Genomic DNA, 22,399 nt, shown 5'->3' on the forward strand with positions numbered 1-22,399 from the left:
CGTTCAGCTCAGGAAGTCGTTGACCGCGGTGGCCAGTTCCGGGCCGGCCGAGGTGGCCAAATTCTGGTAATTGCCGCCGCTGAGTTTGGCGACGGCTTCCCAGGTGGCGCGATCCGGGTCGCCACCGAAGTCGATGACGTTGACTGCGATGGGCCGGGCCGGGTCGGCGCTGGACCGGATGAACTCCTGCAAGCCAGGTCCATCCAGGGACTGGTCGGTGTGCGGTCCCGCGGTGATTACCAGGATCGAATTCTGTTGCCCGGTGCGGTAATTGGCTTGCATTTCCTGATAGATCATGCGCAGCGTGGTGAACGACACCGCGCCACCGCTGGAGGAGAATTGCTTGTCCAGCGCCGCCTGCAGCGCCGCCGACCGGGGCTGGCCGTTCACCGGGTCGGTCAGCGGTCCCGCCGCCACCTCCGAGCGCCCCTCGTGACCGTCGAACGTCCACAGTCCCACCACCGCGGTGGACGGCAGCGCCTTGATCCTGGTGTTCAGGGCCGCCACGACATTGGCCAGCCGCGTCTTGCCGCCGCCGTCGTCGACCGGCAGTGACTGGTCGAGCATGATCGTCGCGGCCAGTCCGGCCGACGGTGTGGCCATGGTGTCGGCCAGCGTGGCGCGTGTCGCCTCGTCGCCGACCGACAGGGTGCCGGGCAGTGCCGCGAAGCTGGTGACGGGGCTGCTGGGCGGTTTGACGTCGTTCGCGCGGAAACCGGCCTTACCCAGCTTGGCCAGCTGCTCGGGCTTGTGCAGGAATCGGGCGAAGGCGCTGGCCGCTGTCGTCTGGACCTGCGACAACCACGTGCCGTTGAGCAGCACCGTCGGGTAATCGGCCACCGGGACCGGTCCGGGCGGGGTCCAGGAGGCCAGCTTGCTCTTGGCATCCTGGGTCGACTGACCGCGCTGGAACAACTGCTGCTCGGTGGTGACCACTGCGTGCACCGGCGCGGACGCCGGATCCCCGGACTTGAGCAGCGCAGCGAACGCCTCGTTCAGCGAGTCGTCGGCCAGTTTGGGTTGACCGGCCATCAGAGTGCGCACCGCGGCGGTCCCGGCGGTCGGGGGCGCACCCGCGGGGGCCGACGCAGCGGCTATCGCCTCACCGGCCAGGAACGACGCGTCGCCGTTGCCGCCGATCGGCATCGCCAGCCGCAGGGAGCCCCACGGCGCCTGGTTGAGGGCGGCCATCGAGTTGGGGTTGGACTGCAGGCCGGGCAGGGCCGCCCAGTCTTGTTTAGCCAGCACCGGCTGAAATTCGGGACGGACGGCCAGCACGACCGGAGAGGTCACCAGCGACCGGCTGTCGCTGATCGTCTTCTGGCCCGCGGCCCCGGCCAGTCGCGCTGCCGAGACCGAGCTGCCCGGGATCCACAGGCCCGGCTGGTTGCCGAGCTCGCTCGGCCATTTGCCGATGAACCCGCTGATGACGGCGTCGGATCCGGCCGGTTTCACCGTCACCGTGACGCAGCGGTCCCCGATCGGGCCCGCCTGCGCGTTGAACCTGTCGGCCAACTCCTTCACCGGGTCGGCGATCGTCGGGTCGGCGAGCACGGCGACCGAGTCCTTACCGCCTACACACCCGGCGGCGGCCGTGTGGGACCGGTGTGACAGCGCGTCGCCGAAAAAGCGCCATAAGATCACGCCGGCGACCAGTACGACGACGCTGACCAGCGCCACGATCACGCCGACGCTCACCCCGCGCCGCCCGCCGCTGCTGCGGTGTCCGCCCTGCCAGTCGTTGACGCCCCGCTGGCCGGCGCTGAACAGCGGCGGCGGGGGCGTCGCCGGCAGTTCCGACGGCGGCTCCGAGCCCGACGACTGCGCATCGGTCGGGCGGGTGCCGAAGTCGGGGTAGTCGTCCGCGGGGGTCTCCGGCGGAAACGGCGGATCTGGACGATCTTCGGGACGCAACTCCGGCTGGGATTGCACCGAGAACGGCGCGTAGTAGTCGTCCTCCGGGTAGCCGCGGTCGTCCGGGTCGTCGACGAATCCCGGGGGCTGTGGCGTCTCCTCAGCCACCATCGCGGTGGCCTCGTCGAAGGGCGCCGGATCCTCGTCGAGCGGCGAATCCTCGGGGTCGGGTCTGCTGTGCCTACCCACCCGCGCGGGCCTTAAATTCCCGCCGGCGGCGGTGCAGGATCGGCTCGGTGTAACCGCTGGGCTGCTGACCGCCGGACAAGATCAGCTCCTGGGCGGCCAGGAAGGCGATGCTGTCGTCGAAGTCGGGTGCCATCGGCCGGTAGGACCGGTCGCCCTCGTTCTGCTTGTCCACCAGCGGCGCCATCCGCTCCAGGCTGGCGCGGACGTCCTCGCGGGTGATCACGCCGTGGCGCAGCCAATTGGCCAGTAACTGGCTCGAGATGCGCAGGGTGGCGCGGTCCTCCATCAGGGCCACGTTGTGGATGTCGGGAACTTTGGAGCATCCCACGCCCTGTTCGACCCAGCGCACCACGTACCCGAGGATCGACTGGCAGTTGTTGTCGACCTCCTCGCGGATCTCCTCGGATGCCCAGGCCAGCTCTTTGGCCAGCGGGATGGTCAGCAGCTCGTCGATGGTGGTGCGCTTCTTGCCTTCGAGCTCGTTCTGCACTTCGAACACATCCACCGCGTGGTAGTGCATGGCGTGCAGGGTGGCGGCCGTGGGGGAGGGCACCCACGCGGTGGTGGCGCCGGCTTTGGGCTGGCCGATCTTCTGCTCGACCATGTCGGCCATCAGTTCGGTCATCGCCCACATGCCCTTGCCGATCTGGGCCTTGCCCTTGAAGCCCGCGGCCAGGCCGGTGTCGACATTGGCGTCCTCGTAGGCCTTGATCCACACGCTGTTCTTCATGGCGCCCTTACGGATCATCGGACCCGCCTCCATGGACGTGTGGATCTCATCGCCGGTGCGGTCCAGGAAGCCGGTGTTGATGAACACCACCCGATCGGCGGCCGCTTTGATGCACGCCTTGAGGTTGACCGTGGTGCGGCGCTCCTCGTCCATGATGCCGACCTTGAGCGTGCCCTGCGGCAGTCCGAGGACGTCCTCGACGCGACTGAACAGTTCACAGGTGAACGCGACCTCGTCGGGCCCGTGCATCTTGGGCTTGACGATGTACACCGAGCCGGTCCGGCTGTTCTGCAGCGGCCCGTTGTCGTCCCCGGTGCGCAGCCCGTGGATCGCGGCCAGACCGGTGAACAACGCGTCCTGGATACCCTCGGGGATCTCGTTGCCGTCGGCGTCGACGATGGCGTCGTTGGTCATCAGGTGCCCGACATTGCGGACGAACAGCAGGCTGCGGCCGGGCAGGGTGAGCTCACCGGAGCCGTCCGGGGTGCTGTAGGTGCGGTCGGCGTTCAGGGTCCGGGTGAACGTCTCGCCGCCCTTGCTGACCTTCTCCGACAGGTCACCCTTGTTCAGGCCGAGCCAGTTGCGGTAGCCGAGCACCTTGTCGTCGGCGTCGACCGCGGTCACCGAGTCCTCGAAGTCCATGATGGTGGTGATCGCCGACTCCAGCACCACGTCCTTGATGCCGGCGGCATCGGTCTGGCCGACCGGCGACTCGGGGTCGATCAGGATCTCGACGTGCAGGCCGTTGTTCACCAGCAGCACCGACCAGCTGGGGGAGCCGAGTTCGCCGGAATATCCGACAAACTTCTCCGGACTGGCCAGTGCGGTGGATTCCGAACCGGTGGCGAGCTGCAACCGGCCGTCCTCGATGCTCAGGCCCGTCACCTCCGACCAGGAGCCCGACGCCAGCGGCGCGGCGACGTCGAGGAACTGGCGGGCGTAGGCGATGACCTTGTCGCCGCGCACCTTGTTGTAGCTCGTCCCCTTCTCGGCGCCGTCCGCTTCGGAGATGACGTCGGTGCCGTACAGCGCGTCGTACAGCGAGCCCCAGCGCGCGTTGGAGGCGTTCAGTGCGAAGCGCGCGTTAAGCACCGGGACCACCAGCTGCGGGCCCGCGGTGCTGGTGATCTCGTCGTCGACACCGGAGGTGGTGATGGTGAAGTCGTCCGGTTCGGGCTGCAGGTAGCCGATCTCGGTGAGGAACTGGCGGTAGGCCTCGCCGTCGAGCGGCGCGATCACCCGCTGCTTGTGCCACCGGTCGATCTGGGCCTGCAACTCGTCGCGAATGGCCAGCAGTTCCTGGTTGCGCGGGGTGAGGTCGGTGACCACCTTGTCGACGCCGGCCCAAAAGCTGTCCGGGTCGATGCCGGTGCCGGGCAGCGCCTCGTTATTGACGAAGTCGTAGAGCACCCGGGCGACACGCAGGTTGCCTTCGGTAACCCGATCAGTCATCGTTCTCCTCCGTACTGGCCACTGCCGGCCCCTCGACACCCTCGCGCAGCCTTGTTCTGGACCCAATTCACTGGTGTCAGACTACCGAGCGGTAACTCGACGAGCGTAGCCTGGGCGACCTGCGCGACCAGGTGATGGCGCGCTGAGCGAGCGATCCGCGGCCGCTCAGTCGCGGGGCGCGTCGTCGCGCATGTTGCCGACCAGGTCCTCCACCAGATCCTCCAGCGCGACCATGGCCACCACCGCTCCGTCGCCGGCGGTCACCAGCGCCAGGTGGCTGTTGCTGCGCCGCATCCGGGACAGCGCATCGGGCACGTTCAACGATCCGGGTAGCCGCGGCAGGGCGCGGACCAGCGCCAGATCGATCACGGTGTCCGGATGATCGCTGCCGAGTGCCAACACGTCCTTGATGTGCAGGTAACCGAGGTAGTTGCCGTCGCCGTCCACCACCGGGAACCGGGAGTAACCGGTCTGGCCCAACGCCCGTTCGATCGCGCCGATGGTGGGTCCGGATCCGGGCGCGCTGACCGGCACCGCGTGCACCCTGGCCAGCGGCACCGCCACGTCCCCGACCACCCGGGTGCGGACCCGCAGCGCCCGGGTCAGCCGGACGTGTTCCTCCTGGTCGAGCAGACCCTCGGACAGCGACTCGGCGATCATCTCTGAAAGCTCCACGGTGGACACCGTGCTGTCGAGCTCATCCCTGGGCTCCACGCCGAACAGCCGCAGGATCGCGTTGGCGCACTTGTTGTAGAGCACGATGACGGGCCGTGCCAGCCGCACGTAAGGCAGATACGCCGGCACCAGCAACATTGCGGTGCGTTCCGGGCCGGCCAGTGCGATGTTCTTGGGCACCATCTCACCCAGCAACACGTGCAGGGTCACCACCAGGGCGAGCGCGATGACGAAGGCCAGGGTGTGCAGCAGCGCCGGGGGGATGCCGGTCAGCCCCAACCAGCTGCGCAGCAGCGAAGCGACCGCCGGTTCGGCGATCCGGCCGAGCAGCAGTGAGGACACTGTGACGCCCAGCTGGGCTCCGGCCAGCATGGCCGGCAACTGTTCACCGGCCCGGATCACGGTCACCGCGCTGGCCCGGCCCTGCTCGGCCAGCGCCTCGAGGCGGTCGCGGCGGGCCGAGATCAACGCGAATTCGGCGCCCACGAAGAACCCGTTGAGGGCGATCAGCAGGATCGCCAGCAGCACCGCCAGCAGGGAGCTCATAGAGTGCCCCGCTGCGAGCCGGCTTCCTGCCGGTCATCCGGCACCTGGCCCACCTCCCACAGTTTGACCTGGTCGATGCGGCGGCCGTCCAGTTGGACCACCTTGGCCTGCCAGCGCACCGAGGCATCGGGCAGGCCGTCGCGGTCCAACGCGGGCAGTTCGACCGACTCGCCGGCCTCCGGGATGTGTCCGAGCTCGCGCAGCACCAGCCCACCGATCGTCTCGTACGGCCCCTCCGGGGCCCGGTACCCGGTGGCCGTCTCCACTTCATCAATGCGCAGCAGGCCGGAGACCTGCCAGCCGTCGCCGGAGGCGACCACGTCCGGGGTGGCGTCGTCGTGTTCGTCGCGGACGTCGCCGACGATCTCTTCGATCAGGTCCTCCACGGTCACCATCCCGGCGGTGCCGCCGTACTCGTCGACGACCATCGCAGTCTGCAACGAGTTCGCGCGTATCTCGGCCATCACCGCGTCGCCGTCCAGCGTCGACGGCACCACCGGGACCGGCTTGGCGACCGTGGTCAGCAGAGTTTGCGCGCGCTTGCCGGCCGGCACCGCGAACGCCTGTTTGACGTGCACGATGCCGACCGTCTCGTCGAGGTCGCCGCGCACCACCGGAAATCGGGAGAAGCCGGTGTCCGCGACGGCGGCAACCAGATCGGCAACGGTGTCGTCGGTCTGCAGCGCCACGATCTTGGACCGGGGTGTCATCAGCTCCTCCGCGGTCAGGGCACCGAACTGCAGCGAGCGGTGCATCAACGCCGCGGTGACGTCGTCCAGGGAGCCGCTGCGCGCCGAGGTGCGCACCAGCGAGACCAGTTCCTGCGGAGTGCGGGCCGAGCGTAGTTCCTCGGCGGGCTCGATGCCGAGTCGACGCACGATCCAGTTCGCCGCGCCGTTGGTCAGCCGGATCGCCGGGGTGAACAGGAATGAGAACAACCACTGCGGCAGCACCACTGCCCGCGCGGTGGGCAGCGGCCGGGCCACCCCCAGGTATTTGGGCACCAGCTCGCCGAACACCATCGACACCGAGGTGACCACCAGCAGCGCCAGGATCACCGTGACCGTGTTGGCCACCTCGTCCGGCATTCCCACCGCGTCGAACCACGGGTGCGGCAGGTCGGCCACCAACGGCTCGATCAGGTAACCGGTGGCCAGCGTGGTGACCGAGATGCCCAGTTGCGCGCCCGACAGCTGGAACGACAGCCGGCGGTGCGCCCGCCGGATGAAGCGGTCCCGGGTGGCGCCGCTGCGGGCGTTGGCCTCGACGACGCTGCGGTCCAGGGCGGTCAACGAGAATTCCGCCGCGACGAATATCGCCGTCCCCAGGGTCAGCCCCAGGATGGCCAGCACGCTGATCAGAGTGCCGGGATTGGTCACAGGCCGATCACCAGCCGGTGGGCAAGGGATGCCCCTCGGCGAATCCGGCGGCCGATTGCACGCCGACCACGGCTCGCTCGTACAACTCCTCCAAGTTCGCCGCGCCCACATAGGTGCAGGTGCTGCGTACGCCGGAGGTGATGTGGTCGATCAGATCCTCGACCCCGCCGCGCTGCGGGTCCAGCCCCATCCGCGACGTCGAGATCCCTTCCTCGAACAGTGCCTTGCGGGCCCGGTCGAACGGGCTGTCCGCGCCGGTCCGGGCCACCACCGCCCGCTTGGAGGCCATGCCGTAACTCTCTTTGTACGGCTGGTTGTCGCGGTCGCGCATCAGGTCGCCGGGGGATTCGTACGTGCCGGCGAACCACGACCCGATCATCACGTTGGCCGCACCGGCGGCCAACGCCAGCGCCACGTCACGCGGATGCCGGATGCCGCCGTCCGCCCACACATGTCCGCCCAATTGTCTTGCCGCAGCGGCACATTCGACCACCGCGGAGAACTGCGGGCGGCCCACGCCGGTCATCATCCGGGTGGTGCACATCGCTCCGGGCCCCACCCCGACCTTGACGATGCCGGCACCGGCCTCGATCAGGTCGCGGGTGCCCTGTGCGGACACCACATTGCCCGCCGCCAACGGCACCCCCAGGTCCAGCGCGGCGATCGCCTTGATCGCTTCGATGGTCTTGGCCTGATGTCCATGCGCGGTGTCGATGACCAGCACGTCCACTCCGGCCTCGGCCAGGGCCCGGGCTTTGGCGGCCGCGTCGCCGTTGATGCCCACCGCCGCGCCGATCCGCAGCCGGCCCGCACTGTCCAGGGCCGGGCTGTAGATGCCGGTGCGGATCGCCCCGGTGCGGGTCAGCACGCCGGCCAGCGCGCCGTCGGCGGCGGTCACCACCGCGACGTCGAGGGGGGCGTGTTCGAGCAGGTCGAAGATCTTGCGCGGTTCGGTGCCCTCCGGTGCGGTGACGAAGTCGGTGACGGCGACGTCGCGCACCCGGGTGAACCGGTCCACACCTGCGCACGACGCTTCGCGCACCACGCCGATCGGGCGACCCTCGAAGACCACCACCGCGACACCGTGGGCACGTTTGTGGATCAACGCCAGCGCGTCGGACACCGAGTCGTCGGGCGCCAGTGTCACCGGGGTGTCGAGCACCAGGTCACGGCCCTTGACGAACTGCACCATCTGCTGAACGGCGGGGATGGGCAGGTCCTGCGGCAGAATCACGATGCCGCCGCGGCGCGCGACCGTCTCGGCCATCCGCCGACCGGCGACCGCGGTCATGTTGGCGACCACCACCGGGATGGTGGTTCCGGAGCCGTCCACCGTGGACAGGTCGACGTCGAACCGCGAGGCGACGTCGGACCGATTGGGCACGATGAACACGTCGTTGTAGGTCAGGTCGAACGCCGGACGGTGCCCGTCGAGAAATCTCATCGTTTAGTTACTCGCTAAGCAGGTACTTCGCTTCGGTCTCCACTCCACAGGGTGTGGAACTTCTTGCCGGGCTCCTCGTCGGTCCGTCCGTAGGTGTGCGCCCCGAAGAAGTCGCGCAGACCCTGGGTGAGCGCGGCCGGCAGCCGTTCGGTGCGCAGACCGTCGTAATAGGACAGTGCCGAAGAGAACCCCGGAATCGGGATACCCAGTTGCGTGGCAGCCACCACCACGCGCCGCCAACTGTCGATGGCGGCCTCGATCGCGTCCCGGAAATACGGCGCCACGATCAACGTGGGCAGGTCGGGGTCGTCGTCGAAGGCGTCTTTGATCCGGTTGAGAAACTTGGCCCGGATGATGCAGCCGCCGCGCCAGATGGTGGCCAGGTCACCGGGGGTGAGGTCCCAGTCGTATTCGGCGCTGCCGGCCTGGATCTGATTGAAGCCCTGCGCGTAGGCGATGATCTTCGACGCGTACAGGGCCCGCTTGACGTCCTCGATGAATTGCGCTGCGTCGCCGGGCTTGTCGCCCAGGTCCCCCGAAGCCAGTCCGGTGGTCGCCTTGCGCTGGGCCACCGACCCGGACAGCGCCCGGGCGAACACCGCCTCGGCGATGCCGGTGACCGGTACCCCGAGGTCCAAAGCTGACTTGACGGTCCAGCGACCGGTACCTTTCTGCTCGGCCTCGTCGACGATCACGTCGACCAGCGGCTTGCCGGTCTTCGCGTCGGTCTGGCGCAACACCTTGGCGGTGATCTCCACCAGGAAGCTGTCCAGATCGCCCTTGTTCCACTCGTCGAAGACGTCGGCGATCTCCGCGGCGGACTTGCCCAGCGCGTCGCGCAGCAGTTGGTAGGCCTCGCCGATCAGCTGCATGTCGGAGTATTCGATGCCGTTGTGCACCATCTTGACGAAATGACCGGCGCCGTCGGGGCCGATGTGCGTGCAGCACGGCACGCCGTCGACGTGGGCGGAAATCTCCTCGAGCAGCGGGCCCAGCGACTCATACGACTCGGCGGGCCCGCCCGGCATGATCGACGGGCCGTTGAGGGCGCCCTCCTCGCCGCCGGAGATGCCGGCGCCGACGAAGTGCAGTCCGCGTTCGCGAATCGCCTTCTCCCGACGGATGGTGTCGGTGTAGAGGGCGTTGCCGCCATCGATGATGATGTCGCCTTCTTCCATGGCGTCGGCGAGTTCGTTGATGACGGCGTCGGTCGGCTCTCCGGCTTTGACCATGATGATGACCCGGCGCGGCCTTTCCAGTGCGTCAAGGAATTCCGCGATGGTCTCGGTGCGCACGAACTCACCGTCGGAGCCGTGTTCGTTGAGCAGCGCATCGGTTTTCGCGACCGACCGGTTGTGCAGCGCCACGGTGTAACCGTGCCGGGCGAAGTTGCGGGCCAGGTTCGAACCCATCACCGCCAGGCCGGTCACTCCGATCTGGGCGGTCGCGGTCGGCGAATCCGATGAACTCATGTCCTGCCTCTCCAGGTTGGCGAACTAGGGCGCCCGCAAGCCATTCGGATCACACTGTGACACAGCGGACCTGCGGCACTCCCGGGGTGGGTTCGGCTCAGAAGCTGACCAGCCGGTGTAGTTCTGTCAGCCACGGTACGGCCAGCGCGATGGTCGGTACCACCAGCACCGCCGCGGCGGCCAGGTAGGCCGTCACCGACAACAGCAGACTGTTCGGCCGGCCGGAGAGCCGCCGCACACGGACCACGGTGCTCGGGCCGCCGGCAGCCAGCGCACCCGACGGTGCGCGCCCCGATGCGCAGGCGACCAGCGCCCGCGCCAGGGGAGTGCGTCCGGTGGCGCGTACCGCGCTGTCATCGGCCAGCAGTTCGACGAGCAGCTGCACTGCGCCCAGAGCGTTGGCGCTGCGCACCAGCCGCGGAAACGCGGCGTGTACAGCCGTGAATGCCTCCAGGACCAGGTCGTGACGGGCACGCAGATGGGCCCGCTCGTGGGTGAGGATGGCGGTGACTTCGCTGTCGGTGAGGGTGTTCAACGCCCCTTCGCTGACCACCACGCGGCTGCGCACGCCGGGCAGACAGTAGGCCAGTGGCTGCTTGACGTCCAGCACCCGCAGGTCGCGGGTCTGAGTGCACCGGGCCGAGTCGCGTCCGACCCCGACCAGGTCAACGACCATCCGGTGATGGGCGCGCCGGCGGCGCGTTGCAATGGCCACCCGCACCACAGCCACCATCAAGCGCGCGCCGACCAGCACGGTCAGCGTGAGAACGGCGACGTAGGCCGCCCAGAGCGGCCAGCCGAGCCGCCCCTCGGCGTCCAGGATGCCGGCGGTGGGACGGCCGTCCGGGCCGGGCATCAGCAATCGGCTGGCGATCGCGATACCGGCACTGAAGGTGGACAGGACCGCGGCCAGCGCCACGGCCTGCCAGAGCACCATGGCGGCCCGGGGAGCGCGCAGCGGCCAGGCCGCACGCGCCAGCACAGCCGGTGTCGGGCCAGCCAGCAGCACCGCAAGGATGGCGAAGGCCAGCGCAGACACGCTGTAATTCTCCCTTAGTCGTCGGCCGGAGGTCCAGCAGATGGCGAATTGCGGTGATTTGCTTCCAGTTCGGCCAGGGCGCGCCGCAGCGCGTCGGCCTCGTCGGCCCCGACCCGCTCGACGAAATGCACCAGGGCGGCCTGGCGGCCGCCGGAGTCCTCGGCCTGGGCCAGGGCGTCGACCATCAGCCCGGCGACCAGTTCGTCGCGGCCGTGCACAGGTGCGTAGCGGTGTGCCCGGTCGTCGCGAATCTGGGAGACGAGATTTTTCTTCGCCAACCGCTGCAACACGGTCATCACGGTGGTGTACGCGAGGTCGCGGCGCGCAGACAATGCCTCGTGCACCTGGCGTACGGTCTGGGGTTCGGCCATAGACCACAAGTGATCCATGACTGCGCGTTCCAGATCCCCCAGCCGCGTCAGCTTGGCCATAGTTCATCTCCTGAGCGTTGGTACCAGCGTACTCCGGCTTACTACCGAGTGTCGTACCTGGCCGTCACGATCTTTCCGGCTCGGTACGTCGACAACACTACGCAATCGGTGCTTGCGAAATTAGGGCAGCCTTGCCTATGCTAATTCTGGTCGAGCGAATAACGGCCGCGGAAGTGTCCTGAGGGCTGCAGTGACCCCCGGCCTACTCGATCGGCGAGCCCCGTGCCTGGTGCACGGGGCTCGCCTGTATTTCCGGGAAGCCTCACGCAGTCGCATCCACCCGGTCACAGCTACCCATGGTGTAGACACAAGGGCGTGTCATCCGCGTCCGGTACCGCCGATTTCCAAGCCCCGTTCGACAACCAGCTCGGTTTGCAGTTCACCGAACTCAGTCCCGAGGGCGCCCGCGCGCAGCTCGAGGTGAAACCGCACCTGCTGCAGCCGATGGGCCTGGTGCACGGCGGGGTTTACTGCTCGATGATCGAAAGCATGGCGAGTGTGGCCGCCTACACCTGGCTGGCCGAGCACGGCGGCGGCAACGTGGTCGGCGTCAACAACAACACCGACTTCCTGCGGGCGATCAAGTCCGGAACGGTGTACGGCAGAGCCGAGCCCGTGCACCGCGGCCGTCGCCAGCAGCTATGGCAGGTGACGATCACCGACGACGACGACCGGGTCGTGGCCCGCGGCCAGGTACGGCTGCAGAACCTCGAGGTCTAGCTGGCTTTCCGCGCGACCGCGCCGGAGTTCTGCGCTTCGGCGGCCAGTTCCGCCAGCTGTTCGAGGCGCGTTCGGGCGAATGCCTGCTGGTCGGTGATGGTGAGTTGACCACGTCGGGTGCTCAGGAACGTCACCGTCCAGGACAGCAGCGTGGTGATCTTGGTCTTGAACCCGATCAGGTACACCAGGTGCAGCACCAGCCAGATCAGCCAGGCGATGAAGCCGCTGAACTCGAGCGGACCGATCTTGGCCACCGCGGAGAACCGCGACACCGTCGCCATGGAGCCCTTGTCGAAGTACTGGAACGGTTCCCGCTCGGCGGGGTCGGCGCCGGCGAGTTCGGCCTTGATGTTGTTCGCGACGTACTTGGCGCCCTGGATGGCCCCCTGCGCCACCCCCGGGACACCCTCCACGGCGGCCATGTCGCCGACGACGAAGACGTTGGGGTGCCCGGGAATGGACAGGTCGGGCAACACCAGGACCCGGCCGGCCCGGTCCAGTTCGACGTCTGACTGTTCGGCCAGGTCGCGACCCAAACGGCTGGCCTGCACACCGGCGGACCACACCTTGCACGCCGATTCGATCCGCCGTTCGGTGCCGTCTGCGTCGCGGACCGTGATGCCGTTACGGTCCACGTCGGTGACCATGGCGCCGAGTTGGATTTCCACACCCAGCTTCTGCAACCGGGCGGCTGCCCGATCGCCGAGTTTCTCACCCATCGGGGGCAACACCGCGGGCGCCGCGTCGAGCAGGATGACCCGCGCCTTGGTCGAGTCGATGTGCCGGAATGCGCCCTTGAGGGTGTATTCGGCCAGTTCGGCGATCTGTCCGGCCATTTCAACGCCGGTCGGCCCGGCGCCGACGACGGTGAAGGTCAGCAGTTTGGCCCGTCGCTCCGGGTCGCTGGACCGCTCGGCCTGCTCGAAGGCACTCAAGATCCGGCCGCGCAATTCCAGCGCATCGTCGATGGATTTCATGCCCGGCGCGAACTCGGCGAAGTGGTCGTTGCCGAAGTAGGACTGACCGGCACCGGCCGCGATGATGAGGCTGTCGTACGGAGTTTCGTAGGTGTGACCCAGCAGTTCGGAGACGACCAGCTTGTTGGCCAGGTCGATGTGGGTGACGTTGCCCAGCAACACCTGCACGTTGCGCTGCTTGCGCAGCACCACGCGGGTGGGCGGTGCGATCTCGCCCTCCGAGATGATGCCGGTGGCAACTTGGTACAGCAAAGGTTGGAACAGGTGGTGTGTGGTGCGGGCGATCAACTTGATGTCGACATCGGCGCGCTTGAGCTTCTTTGCCGCATTGAGCCCGCCGAACCCCGAACCGATGATCACGACCCGGTGCCGGCGACGCGGTTCAACTGTGAGTTCTTGCTGGGGGCTCATTTTTCGCTGCTCCTGACGGGGCTCCTCGGCGGGCGATTGCGGTTAGCTAATACCCGTCCTGAGCCTAGTCAACGCACGTCGACAAACCCAGTCGCCAGCTTGTGCGATAAACCACATCCAGCGAATTCGCGGGTGATCCGCGTTACAGGCCGAACAGCGGACGCAGCGCCTCGGCCGCGGTGGTGATCATCCCGGGCACATGCCCGTTGGGCAGGTTGATGATGACGCCGCCGACGCCGACGTCGAGAATCCTGTCCTGCACCTGATCGGCGATCTGCGCCGGACTGCCGGCGACCATGCGCGGATTGGCACGCGACTGGTCGAAGTTCTCGTCGATGATCACGGTCAACATGAGGCTGGTCTCCAGTGTCGCCGGGTCCCGCCCGGCTTCGTCGCAGCGGGCCTTGAGCGCTTCCATCTTGCGCGGCAGCTCGTCGAGGCTGGCGATGATGTTGAGGTGATCGAAATGGCGGGCGGCCAGGGCAAATGTCTTCTTCTCGCCGCTGCCGCCGATCAGCAGCGGGATGTGATCGCGAAAACGCGGATTGGCCATGGCCTCGCTGGCCTGGCACCAGGTTCCGGCGAAGGTGGGGCGCTCGCCTTTGATCATCGGCAGGATGATCTGCAGCGCCTCGTCGAGGCGGTGGAACCTGTCGGTGAAGGTGCCGAATTCGAAGCCGAGCTGCTCGTGTTCGAGCTGGAACCAGCCGGTGCCGATGCCCAGCACCGCCCGTCCGCCGCTCACCACGTCCAGCGTGGTGATGACCTTCGCCAGCAGCGCCGGATTGCGGTAGGTGTTGCCCGTGACCAAGGTGCCCAGCTGCAGCCGCTCGGTGGCGGTGGCCAGCGCGCCCAAGGCCGTGTAGGCCTCCAGCATGGGCTGGTCGGGAGTCCCGAGCATGGGCAGTTGATAGAAGTGATCCATCACGAAAAGCGAGTCGTAGCCGGCTGTTTCGGCTTCCTGCGCTTGCGCGATGACCGTCGGGAACAGGTTTTCTACGCCCGTGCCGTAGGAGAAGTTGGGAATCTGGAAACCCAGCCGAATTGCCACGGTGTCCACCGTAGCCGTCGGCGGGTGTCAGGCGAACTGCGCCAGCGCCCCGTGGCTCACGTGCAACGTCTGACCGGTGATGTGCCGGGCTGCCGGGGTGGTGAGGAACAGCGACAGCCGGGCGATCTCGGCCGCCACGGGCGCCGGTGAGCGCGAAAGACCCTCGTAGCCGGCCTGCACACTGCGACCGCAGGCCACGGCGTTCACGGTGATGCCCCGGGTTCCGTACACCTCGGCCTGGCCGCTGACCCAGCTGGAGAGCGCTGCTTTGATCGCAGCGTCCACGCTGCCGGTGGCCGGGTTTTCCGGCAGCACGCTGATGATGTGCCCGCCGGAGCGCAGATGGTCACCGACACATTGCACCGTCAGCACCGCGGAGAGCACTGTCGCGTCCAATGCCTTGCGCCATGCCGTTGCCGTGTCGGACAGCGTGTAGGCCCGGGGGTCGCCGGCGTCCCAGGTCGGGGCCGGAATGTTGACGATGGTGTCCAGGTGGTGGGGGAACAGGCTGCGCGCCTCGCTGAGGCTGGCCGGATCGGTGGTATCGCACACGATCGCGTCGACGTCGAGTTCCTTGGCAATGACCTCGAGGTCGCTACCGCGCGCGCCCACCAGGGTCACTTTATGGCCGTCGTCGCGGAACCCCTCGGCTACCGCGCGCCCCAGATCGGTGTCGCCGCCAGTGACAACAACTTCCACTGCCAGACCTCCTTGTGCGGCATCAATTCCGATTCATGTTACTGGACAGTAGCTATTCGGCGAAACCGAACACCGCCACGACGCGCTGACGATTTGGGTAACTATTCAGCTGCGCTACGTTCTAGCGATGCGCCGTGTCGGGTTGCCCGCCGTCTTCCTGGCGACGGCGCTGGTGGTGGGCTTGACCGGGTGCCACTCGTCGCCGTCGCGGGACCGGGCGCTGGTGGTGTTCGCGGCCGCATCGCTGAACCCGGCCTTCACTCAGATCGCCGAACGGTTCAGAGCGGACAACCCCGGGGTCGACGTCAAGATCAACTTCGGGGGTTCTTCCGACCTGGCCGCTCAGCTGACCCAGGGTGCCACCGCCGACGTCTTCGCCTCCGCGGATGCCGCACAGATGGACAAGGTCGCGAAGGCCGGGCTGCCGGCCGCCGATCCGGCCACCTTCGCCGCCAACACGCTGGTCATCGTGACCGCACCGGGCAATCCGAAGCACGTGCAGTCTTTTGCCGATCTGGCCGCACCGGGTCTTCACGTGGTGGTCTGTCAGCGTCCGGTGCCGTGCGGCGCCGCCACCGCCCGGGTAGCAGAAATCAGCGGGGTCAGACTGCACCCGGTCAGCGAAGAACCGAGCGTCACCGACGCGCTGAACAAAGTCACCTCCGGACAGGCCGACGCCGCGTTGGTGTACGTGACCGACGCGCTCGACGCCGGCAGCAAGGTGGCGACGGTGCGGATCCCCGAGGCCGCCCGCGCGGTGAACACCTATTCGGTCGCGGTGCTGAAGAACGCATCGCAGCCTGCGCTGGCTCGGAAATTCGCAGCGACGGTGACCGGCCAGGCAGGGCAGCAGATCCTGGACCGGGCGGGCTTCGTCAAACCCTGATGCGCGCCGGGACGGATTTGCCTCGCTGGGTCTACCTGCCCGCCGCGATCGGGACGGTCTTTGTCGGACTGCCGCTGGTCGGGATCGCGCTCAAGGTGGACTGGCTGCACTTCTGGTCGCTGATCAGCAGCGAATCGTCGGCAACCGCGCTGCTGCTCAGTATGAAGACCGCGGCGGCGAGCACCGCGTTGTGTGTGCTGCTGGGGGTGCCGATGGCGCTGGTGCTCGCGCGCAGCCGGCTACGCCTGGTCCGCGTGCTGCGACCGCTGATTCTGCTTCCGCTGGTGCTGCCGCCGGTCGTCGGGGGCATCGCGCTGCTCTACGTCTTCGGACGGCTCGGCCTGCTGGGACGGTATCTGGAGGCCGCTGGCGTCAGCATCGCGTTCAGCACCTCCGCTGTGGTGCTGGCGCAGGCCTTCGTGTCATTGCCGTTCCTGGTGATCTCCCTGGAGGGTGCCGCGCGTAGCGCCGGAGCCGACTACGAGGTGGTGGCGGCGACGCTGGGTGCGCGACCCACCACGATCTGGTGGCGGGTCACCATGCCGTTGCTGCTGCCGGGCCTGGTGTCCGGGGCCGTGCTGGCATTCGCCCGGGCGCTGGGCGAGTTCGGCGCCACGCTGACCTTCGCCGGGTCGCTGCAGGGCGTCACCCGAACGTTGCCGCTCGAGATCTATTTGCGCCGGGTCGACGACCCCGACGCCGCGGTCGCGCTGTCACTGCTGTTGGTGGCGGTCGCCGCCCTGGTGGTGCTCGGCCTGGGTGCCCGCCGGTTTATCGCGGCCGAAGCGCGATGAGCGATCTCGCGTTGCGCGCGATGGTCAAGGAGCGCTGTCTGGACGTGGAATTCGGCGTGGCCGCGGGGGAGGTGCTGGCGGTGTTGGGTCCCAACGGCGCCGGGAAGTCGACCGCGCTGCAGGTGATCGCGGGTTTGCTGCGGCCCGATACGGGGCTGGTGCGACTTGGCGACCGGGTGCTGACCGACACCGCTGCCGGGATACAAGTGGCCACACACGACCGCCGAGTCGGGCTGCTGTTGCCGAATCCGCTGCTGTTTCCGCATTTGACGGTCGCCGCGAACGTGGCGTTCGGACCGCGCAGTCGGAGCCCGCTGTTCCGGTTCGGGCGCTCCCGCGACCACGGTGCGGCACTGCACTGGCTGGGCCAGGTGCACGCCGAGGAGCTTGCCCAGCGCACGCCGCAGCAGTTGTCGGGCGGGCAGGCGCAGCGCGTGGCGATTGCCCGTGCCTTGGCCGTCGAACCGGAGATACTGCTGCTCGACGAGCCCCTGACCGGTCTTGACGTCGCTGCGGCCGCCTCGGTTCGCGCGGTGTTGCGCGATGTGGTCGTGCGCGGCGGCTGTGCGGCCATTGTGGTCACTCATGACCTGTTGGATGTGCTGGCCCTTGCTGATCGGGTGCTTGTGCTCGAGTCGGGCCGGATCGTCGAGGCCGGCACGGTGGCCCAGATCCTGGCCGCCCCGCGCAGTCATTTCGGCGCCCGGTTCGCCGGTGTCAACTTGGTCAACGGAACGATCCGATCCGACGGTGCGCTACACACCCCGTCCGGCCAGATCTGGCACGGCGCCGCGGGTGCGGCGGCCGGGATCTCTGGTGGTCAGCCTGCGGTGGCGGTATTCGCGCCCGCGAGTGTGGCCGTGTACGCGGAAAGACCGCACGGCAGCCCGCGCAACATCGTCGAAGTCGTCGTCGCCGCAATGGACAGTCGCGGGGCGGCGGTGACGGTCCGCGGTGCCGACCAAGCCGACGGTGCGCCGGGCCTGGCCGCCGACATCACCGTCGAGGCGGCTGCAGAATTGCAGCTCACGACGGGGGACCGGGTCTGGTTCACCGTCAAGGCCGCCGAAGTGGCCCTGCATCCGGTGTGGCGGCGACGGGAATGAACTGCGGTGACACCGGCCGGGCCATCCTTGCTTCGCAGCGTTGACACGGTAGGTTCGTCGCCATGCAGCAGGTGCACTCGAACCCGACCCGTCGTAAGGGGCTGTGGGCGTCGTTGGCGATCGCCGCGGCCACCAGCGCCAGCGTCGTGACCATTGCTTTGCCGGCAACCGCGGGCGCCGACCCGGAGCCGGCGCCGCCGAGCCCGTCGGCCCAGGCGTCTCCGGCTCCGCCGCCCGGTGCCGGTGCGTCGCCCGCTCCCGGCGCACCCGCGCCGATCGCGCAGCCCGGTGACCCCAACGCGGTCCCGCCGACCGACCCGATGGCGCCGCCGCCTGACCCCGCTGCGCCTGAGCCTGGGCGGGTGACCAACGCCGTCGGCGGGTTCAGCTTCGTGGTGCCGGCGGGCTGGGTGGAGTCGGACGCGTCCCACCTCGACTACGGGTCCGCGCTGCTGAGCAAGGCGGCCGGGGAGGCGCCGATGCCCGGTCAGGCTCCGGCGGTGGCCAACGACACCCGGATCGTGCTGGGGCGGCTGGACCAGAAGCTCTACGCGAGCGCCGAGGCCACCAACCCGAAGGCCGCGGTTCGACTCGGCTCGGACATGGGCGAGTTCTTCATGCCGTACCCGGGGACCCGACTCAACCAGGAGACGATTCCGCTCAACGCCAACGGGATCTCGGGCAGCGCGTCGTACTACGAGGTGAAGTTCAGCGACGCCGCCAAGCCGGTGGGCCAGATCTGGACCGGTGTGGTCGGCACCCCCGCGGGCGCGACCCCCGCGGCCGGCCCGCCGCAGCGCTGGTTCGTGGTGTGGCTGGGCACGTCCAATAACCCGATCGACAAGAACGCCGCCAAGGTGCTCGCCGAGTCGATCCGGCCTTGGAATGCGCCGGCGGCTCCCGCTCCGGAGGGTGTCGCGGGTGCCCCCGCCCCGGGCGCTCCCGCACCCGCGGCTCCCGTCCCCGGTGCGCCGGCACCAGCTGCGCCGGCTCCAGCGGCAGGTGCTCCGGCAGCGCCGGCTCCAGCGGCAGGTGCTCCGGCAGCGCCGGCTCCAGCGGCAGGTGCTCCGGCGGCGCCGGCACCGGCTGCGGGTGCGCCGGCACCGGCAGCGCCCGTCCCAGGGGCGCCCGCACCGGACGCCGGCGCTCCTGCACCCGCGCAGGTTCCCGGCCAGGCTCCGGCCTCGGGAAATCCCGCGCCGGCCGAACCACGCAGCCAACCCGCTTAGTGTCGAATTCGTGACCTAGACGGGGTATACCCGACATCACGGTCCGGCATTGGGGCTGGACTGTCAGTGACTGCAAGGAGACCCCTCATGGACGTTGTGGCAACAACCGAGTTTCTCGCTCGCTCAACAACTCTGACCAGCGTGGGTGTTGTCGGCTACATCATCATCGGGGCGCTGGCGGGCTGGATCGCCGGCAAGATCGTCCGCGGCGGTGGCGCCGGCATCCTGATGAACATCGTGATCGGCGTCGTCGGAGCGTTGCTCGGCGGTTTTCTGCTCAGCTTCGCTTTCGACACCGCTTCGGGCGGTTGGTGGTTCACCTTCTTCACTGCGATCCTCGGCTCGGTGATCCTGCTGTGGCTCGTCGGAATGGTGCGCAAGACGTAACCGGCGCACTGCGTGGCCGCGGCGCGGTGCACTGATGGCGTCACATTCGCCCACGATGGCCGCCTGGCAGGTGCGCCGACCCGGGCCGATGCCCAGCAGGCCACTCGAGCGCGTCACCGTCGACGTCCCGCGGCCCGACCCGGCTGAGCTGCTGGTGGCAGTCCTGGCGTGCGGGGTGTGCCGCACCGACCTACACGTCACTGAGGGTGATCTGCCCGTCCACCGGGAGCGCGTCACTCCCGGCCACGAAGTGGTCGGCGAGGTGGTCGAGGTCGGCGCCGGCGTGGCTGGTGATTTCGCAGTGGGGGACCGGGTGGGTATCGCCTGGCTGCGCCACACCTGCGGGGAGTGCAAATATTGCCGCCGGGGGGACGAGAATCTGTGCCCCGCATCGCGCTACACCGGGTGGGATGCCGACGGCGGTTACGCCGAATTCGCCACGGTGCCGGCAGCTTTTGCCCATCACCTGCCCGACGGCTACCGCGACACCGAGCTGGCGCCGTTATTGTGTGCCGGCATCATCGGATACCGGTCTTTGGTGCGCGCCGAGTTGCCGCCCGGCGGACGGCTGGGCCTCTACGGTTTCGGCGGCAGCGCCCACATCACCGCGCAGGTGGCGTTGGCGCAGGGCGCCGAAGTCCACGTGATGACCCGCGGCGCACAAGCGCGCGAGCTGGCCTTGGCGCTGGGTGCCGCCTCCGCACAGGGTGCCGACGAATCCCCGCCCGTCCCGCTGGACGCGGCGATACTTTTCGCTCCGGTCGGAGATCTGGTGCTGCCCGCCCTGGCGGCACTCGACCGGGGCGGCACCTTGTCGGTGGCCGGGATCCATCTCACTGACATCCCGGCCCTGAACTATCAGCGCCACCTCTTTCAGGAGCGCCAGCTACGGTCGGTGACCTCGAACACCCGAGCCGATGCGCGGGCCTTCCTCGCCTTCGCCGCGCAGCATCGGCTTCACCTCACCACGCCGGAATATCCACTCGGGCAGGCTGACCTAGCCTTGGCCGACCTCAGCTCCGGTCGCATCGCCGGCGCGGCCGTGTTGCTGGTGTGAGTCAGGTCGACAGGTGCCAGACCAGGGCCGCGGCCAGCGCGCCCATCCCGTTCAGCGACCAGTGCAGCGCGATCGGCGCGATCAGGCTGCCACTGCGCCGGCGCAACCAGCTGAAGACGAATCCGGCGGCGCCGGTCGCCAGCACCGCCATCGTCACACCTGCCAGCATTCCGAAGAACCCGCCGCCGAACAGCCGGGTGAACCCGACATTGTTGCTGGTCAAGCCCAGCGACGTCGCCACGTGCCACAGCCCGAACAACAGCGAACCGGCCATCGCGACCCCGCGGAATCCCCAGGCCCGGTCCAGCGCGCCGTGCAGCACGCCGCGGAAAGCCAGTTCCTCGGGAATGACGGTCTGCAAAGGGATGATGACCATCGAAGCGATCAGCGCGCCGGAGACGGTCGCGTAATGGTTGTTCAGGAACATCGGCCGAGTCGCCGGCAACAGCACTCCGACCGCGATCACCGAGACGACCAGCCCGACGGCGGCCAGCGCGTAGGTCATACCGGATTTCCAGTGTTCGCGACCCAGACCGAGCTCGGCCCAGTCCAGACCCCGCCAACGAATCAGCAGAACCAGCCCCACCGCCGCGGCGGGAACCGTCGCGATACTGGCCCAGGGCGTGGTGAAGTGCGCAACCAGGTTCGCGGTCACCAGCACCGCGACGACGACGACCACGTCGGCATAAAGGCGGGAGCGGCCCGACTGCACGTCGAGCACAACGTCAGCCCGGTCCGCAGTACCGCCATGCATTCAACCGATTCTAGCGGCGAACGACGCCGGCGCGGCGGCTTAGTTCTGCTGCGCTGCCAGACGCCGGCGCGCATAGGTCTTGAGTTCGGCCGAGAGCGCCTCCACGTCGAGGAGCTGCGGAAGTAGTTCTGGTTCGGTCATCTTCGCGCGGAAGACCAGTCCGACTGTCACGTCGTGGTCGGGTCGGTAGTCGATGGTGATGTCGTCGTCGGCACGTACCGTCCCAGGCTCGATCACCCTCAGATAAGCACCGGGTTTGCCCGCCTGGGTGAAAGTCTTGATCCAGTGCTTGAGGTCCAGGAAGGCCGCGAACGTACGACATGGCGTTCTGGGGGCGGAGACCTCCAGCAGCAGCCCGTCCGAACCGACCCGCCAGCGTTCACCGATCAGCGCATTGGTGAGGTCGACGCCCTGGGTGGTCAGGTTTTCGCCGAACATGCCGTCGGTGAGCGGGCGGGCGAGTTTCGCTTCCCAGTCGTCCAGGTCTTCTCGCGCATAGGTGTAGACGGCCTGGTCGTCACCGCCGTGCAGCTTGTGGTTGCCGATGGCGTCGCCGACCAGACCGCTGCCCAGGCCGCGGCGCAGCGGGCCCGGCGCACGTACCGCGACGGCATCGGCGACGGGCAGCTTGTCGATGCCGGTGATCTTGGCCGCCGCCCGGGGGTCCGGATTGCTTCGGACGCGAGCTACGTTGACGGACAACACCTTCGGCATCCGCACAGGGTAACGCGGTGCGGTCGATTAGCCACGAGCGAGCCGTCCTGACTCACCCCGTAGCACGCCGCTGTGCGAGGAAGTCTAAGTCAGATGTTATCTACCAGGACATCGGTGACAGTTCGAGTGGTCCTGGTGGTGACACGACCCCGCGGCCCACGCCCAAAACCAGCAAACCGTCACCGAAGTCCCGAGCCATCACAGAAGTCTAAGTCAGCAGAATTTGGTATAATCGAACGTATGTTCGAGCAGTTGTGTGATGAGCCGCCGCCGCGGGATGACCCGTCGCTGTATTGGGCCTGGATCGATGACATGACCAAGGTGTGGCACCACGCCCTGAAAA

General features: G+C 68.2%; 20 protein-coding genes and 1 pseudogene. 8 read left to right on the plus strand and 13 right to left on the minus strand.

What is annotated here, in order from left to right:
* Window positions 1-3: 3 nt before the first annotated feature.
* The 8 genes from AC5Y6Y_RS19365 to AC5Y6Y_RS19400 all read right to left on the minus strand — a co-directional run bounded on the left by AC5Y6Y_RS19365 (window position 4) and on the right by AC5Y6Y_RS19400 (window position 11,271).
* On the minus strand, window positions 4-2,103 hold the full coding sequence (locus AC5Y6Y_RS19365) for a substrate-binding domain-containing protein (protein ID WP_499918943.1): 2,100 nt from the start codon (window positions 2,101-2,103) through the stop codon (window positions 4-6).
* Window positions 2,096-4,285 carry a malate synthase G gene (locus AC5Y6Y_RS19370; protein WP_499918945.1) on the minus strand — a complete coding sequence of 730 codons (2,190 nt, stop codon included), beginning with the start codon at window positions 4,283-4,285 and terminating at the stop codon, window positions 2,096-2,098. Before AC5Y6Y_RS19370 ends, AC5Y6Y_RS19365 begins: the two co-directional genes overlap by 8 nt.
* A 165-nt stretch (window positions 4,286-4,450) precedes the next feature.
* Window positions 4,451-5,506 (minus strand): hemolysin family protein, encoded by a 1,056-nt coding sequence (locus AC5Y6Y_RS19375; RefSeq protein ID WP_463828988.1) that lies wholly within the window; start codon window positions 5,504-5,506, stop codon window positions 4,451-4,453.
* Window positions 5,503-6,885, minus strand: a complete 1,383-nt coding sequence (locus AC5Y6Y_RS19380) for a hemolysin family protein (protein ID WP_463828987.1) — start codon at window positions 6,883-6,885, stop codon at window positions 5,503-5,505. The genes AC5Y6Y_RS19375 and AC5Y6Y_RS19380 overlap by 4 nt, the downstream gene beginning before the upstream one ends.
* 7 nt (window positions 6,886-6,892) lie before the next feature.
* A complete protein-coding gene (locus tag AC5Y6Y_RS19385; protein WP_499918952.1) occupies window positions 6,893-8,329 on the minus strand; it encodes a GuaB1 family IMP dehydrogenase-related protein in 1,437 nt (478 codons plus the stop codon).
* A gap of 14 nt (window positions 8,330-8,343) precedes the next feature.
* The gene (gene gnd, locus AC5Y6Y_RS19390; protein WP_499918955.1) at window positions 8,344-9,801 is read right to left on the minus strand and encodes an NADP-dependent phosphogluconate dehydrogenase; all 1,458 of its coding nucleotides are present in this window, start codon (window positions 9,799-9,801) and stop codon (window positions 8,344-8,346) included.
* A gap of 97 nt (window positions 9,802-9,898) precedes the next feature.
* Entirely contained in the window at window positions 9,899-10,840 is a 942-nt protein-coding gene (locus tag AC5Y6Y_RS19395; protein ID WP_499918959.1) for a M56 family metallopeptidase, read from the minus strand.
* A gap of 14 nt (window positions 10,841-10,854) precedes the next feature.
* Window positions 10,855-11,271 (minus strand): BlaI/MecI/CopY family transcriptional regulator, encoded by a 417-nt coding sequence (locus AC5Y6Y_RS19400; protein ID WP_463828983.1) that lies wholly within the window; start codon window positions 11,269-11,271, stop codon window positions 10,855-10,857.
* 315 nt (window positions 11,272-11,586) lie between these two features.
* On the opposite strand from AC5Y6Y_RS19400, the gene AC5Y6Y_RS19405 reads away from it, so the two are divergent.
* Window positions 11,587-11,991 carry a PaaI family thioesterase gene (locus tag AC5Y6Y_RS19405; protein WP_463828982.1) on the plus strand — a complete coding sequence of 135 codons (405 nt, stop codon included), beginning with the start codon at window positions 11,587-11,589 and terminating at the stop codon, window positions 11,989-11,991.
* Here AC5Y6Y_RS19405 and AC5Y6Y_RS19410 read toward each other — a convergent pair.
* The 3 genes from AC5Y6Y_RS19410 to AC5Y6Y_RS19420 all read right to left on the minus strand — a co-directional run bounded on the left by AC5Y6Y_RS19410 (window position 11,988) and on the right by AC5Y6Y_RS19420 (window position 15,135).
* Window positions 11,988-13,379, minus strand: a complete 1,392-nt coding sequence (locus tag AC5Y6Y_RS19410) for an NAD(P)/FAD-dependent oxidoreductase (RefSeq protein ID WP_499918963.1) — start codon at window positions 13,377-13,379, stop codon at window positions 11,988-11,990. The two genes, AC5Y6Y_RS19405 and AC5Y6Y_RS19410, sit on opposite strands and share 4 nt — an antisense overlap.
* A 142-nt stretch (window positions 13,380-13,521) precedes the next feature.
* Entirely contained in the window at window positions 13,522-14,430 is a 909-nt protein-coding gene (locus tag AC5Y6Y_RS19415; protein ID WP_499918965.1) for an LLM class F420-dependent oxidoreductase, read from the minus strand.
* A 27-nt stretch (window positions 14,431-14,457) separates the two neighbouring features.
* Entirely contained in the window at window positions 14,458-15,135 is a 678-nt protein-coding gene (locus AC5Y6Y_RS19420; RefSeq protein WP_499918996.1) for an SDR family oxidoreductase, read from the minus strand.
* Between the two features lie 121 nt (window positions 15,136-15,256).
* On the opposite strand from AC5Y6Y_RS19420, the gene modA reads away from it, so the two are divergent.
* From modA to AC5Y6Y_RS19455, 7 genes and pseudogenes are all read left to right on the plus strand, one after another.
* Window positions 15,257-16,015 (plus strand): molybdate ABC transporter substrate-binding protein, encoded by a 759-nt coding sequence (modA, locus tag AC5Y6Y_RS19425; protein WP_499918967.1) that lies wholly within the window; start codon window positions 15,257-15,259, stop codon window positions 16,013-16,015.
* Entirely contained in the window at window positions 16,015-16,809 is a 795-nt protein-coding gene (locus AC5Y6Y_RS19430; protein ID WP_499918969.1) for an ABC transporter permease, read from the plus strand. The genes modA and AC5Y6Y_RS19430 overlap by 1 nt, the downstream gene beginning before the upstream one ends.
* Window positions 16,810-16,853: 44 nt before the next feature.
* Window positions 16,854-17,291, plus strand: a pseudogene (locus AC5Y6Y_RS19435) (ATP-binding cassette domain-containing protein); the annotation flags it as partial.
* Between the two features lie 378 nt (window positions 17,292-17,669).
* A complete protein-coding gene (locus tag AC5Y6Y_RS19440) occupies window positions 17,670-17,915 on the plus strand; it encodes a TOBE domain-containing protein (protein ID WP_499918998.1) in 246 nt (81 codons plus the stop codon).
* A gap of 62 nt (window positions 17,916-17,977) precedes the next feature.
* A complete protein-coding gene (locus AC5Y6Y_RS19445; RefSeq protein ID WP_499918973.1) occupies window positions 17,978-19,144 on the plus strand; it encodes an alanine and proline-rich secreted protein Apa in 1,167 nt (388 codons plus the stop codon).
* Between the two features lie 87 nt (window positions 19,145-19,231).
* Window positions 19,232-19,531, plus strand: coding sequence for a GlsB/YeaQ/YmgE family stress response membrane protein (locus AC5Y6Y_RS19450; RefSeq protein WP_463828975.1), 300 nt, complete (start codon window positions 19,232-19,234; stop codon window positions 19,529-19,531).
* Between the two features lie 34 nt (window positions 19,532-19,565).
* Complete coding sequence (locus AC5Y6Y_RS19455) at window positions 19,566-20,588, plus strand: zinc-binding alcohol dehydrogenase family protein (RefSeq protein WP_499918974.1); 1,023 nt, start codon at window positions 19,566-19,568, stop codon at window positions 20,586-20,588.
* A gap of 1 nt (window position 20,589) precedes the next feature.
* Here the strand turns inward: AC5Y6Y_RS19455 and AC5Y6Y_RS19460 are convergent, their stop codons facing one another.
* Together AC5Y6Y_RS19460 and AC5Y6Y_RS19465 are read right to left on the minus strand one after the other, a co-directional pair.
* Window positions 20,590-21,342, minus strand: a complete 753-nt coding sequence (locus tag AC5Y6Y_RS19460; RefSeq protein ID WP_463828973.1) for a CPBP family intramembrane glutamic endopeptidase — start codon at window positions 21,340-21,342, stop codon at window positions 20,590-20,592.
* 39 nt (window positions 21,343-21,381) lie between these two features.
* Complete coding sequence (locus AC5Y6Y_RS19465) at window positions 21,382-22,056, minus strand: MOSC domain-containing protein (RefSeq protein ID WP_499918976.1); 675 nt, start codon at window positions 22,054-22,056, stop codon at window positions 21,382-21,384.
* Window positions 22,057-22,399: the final 343 nt, after the last annotated feature.

It is taken from the genome of Mycobacterium sp. NGS24, assembly GCF_059813065.1.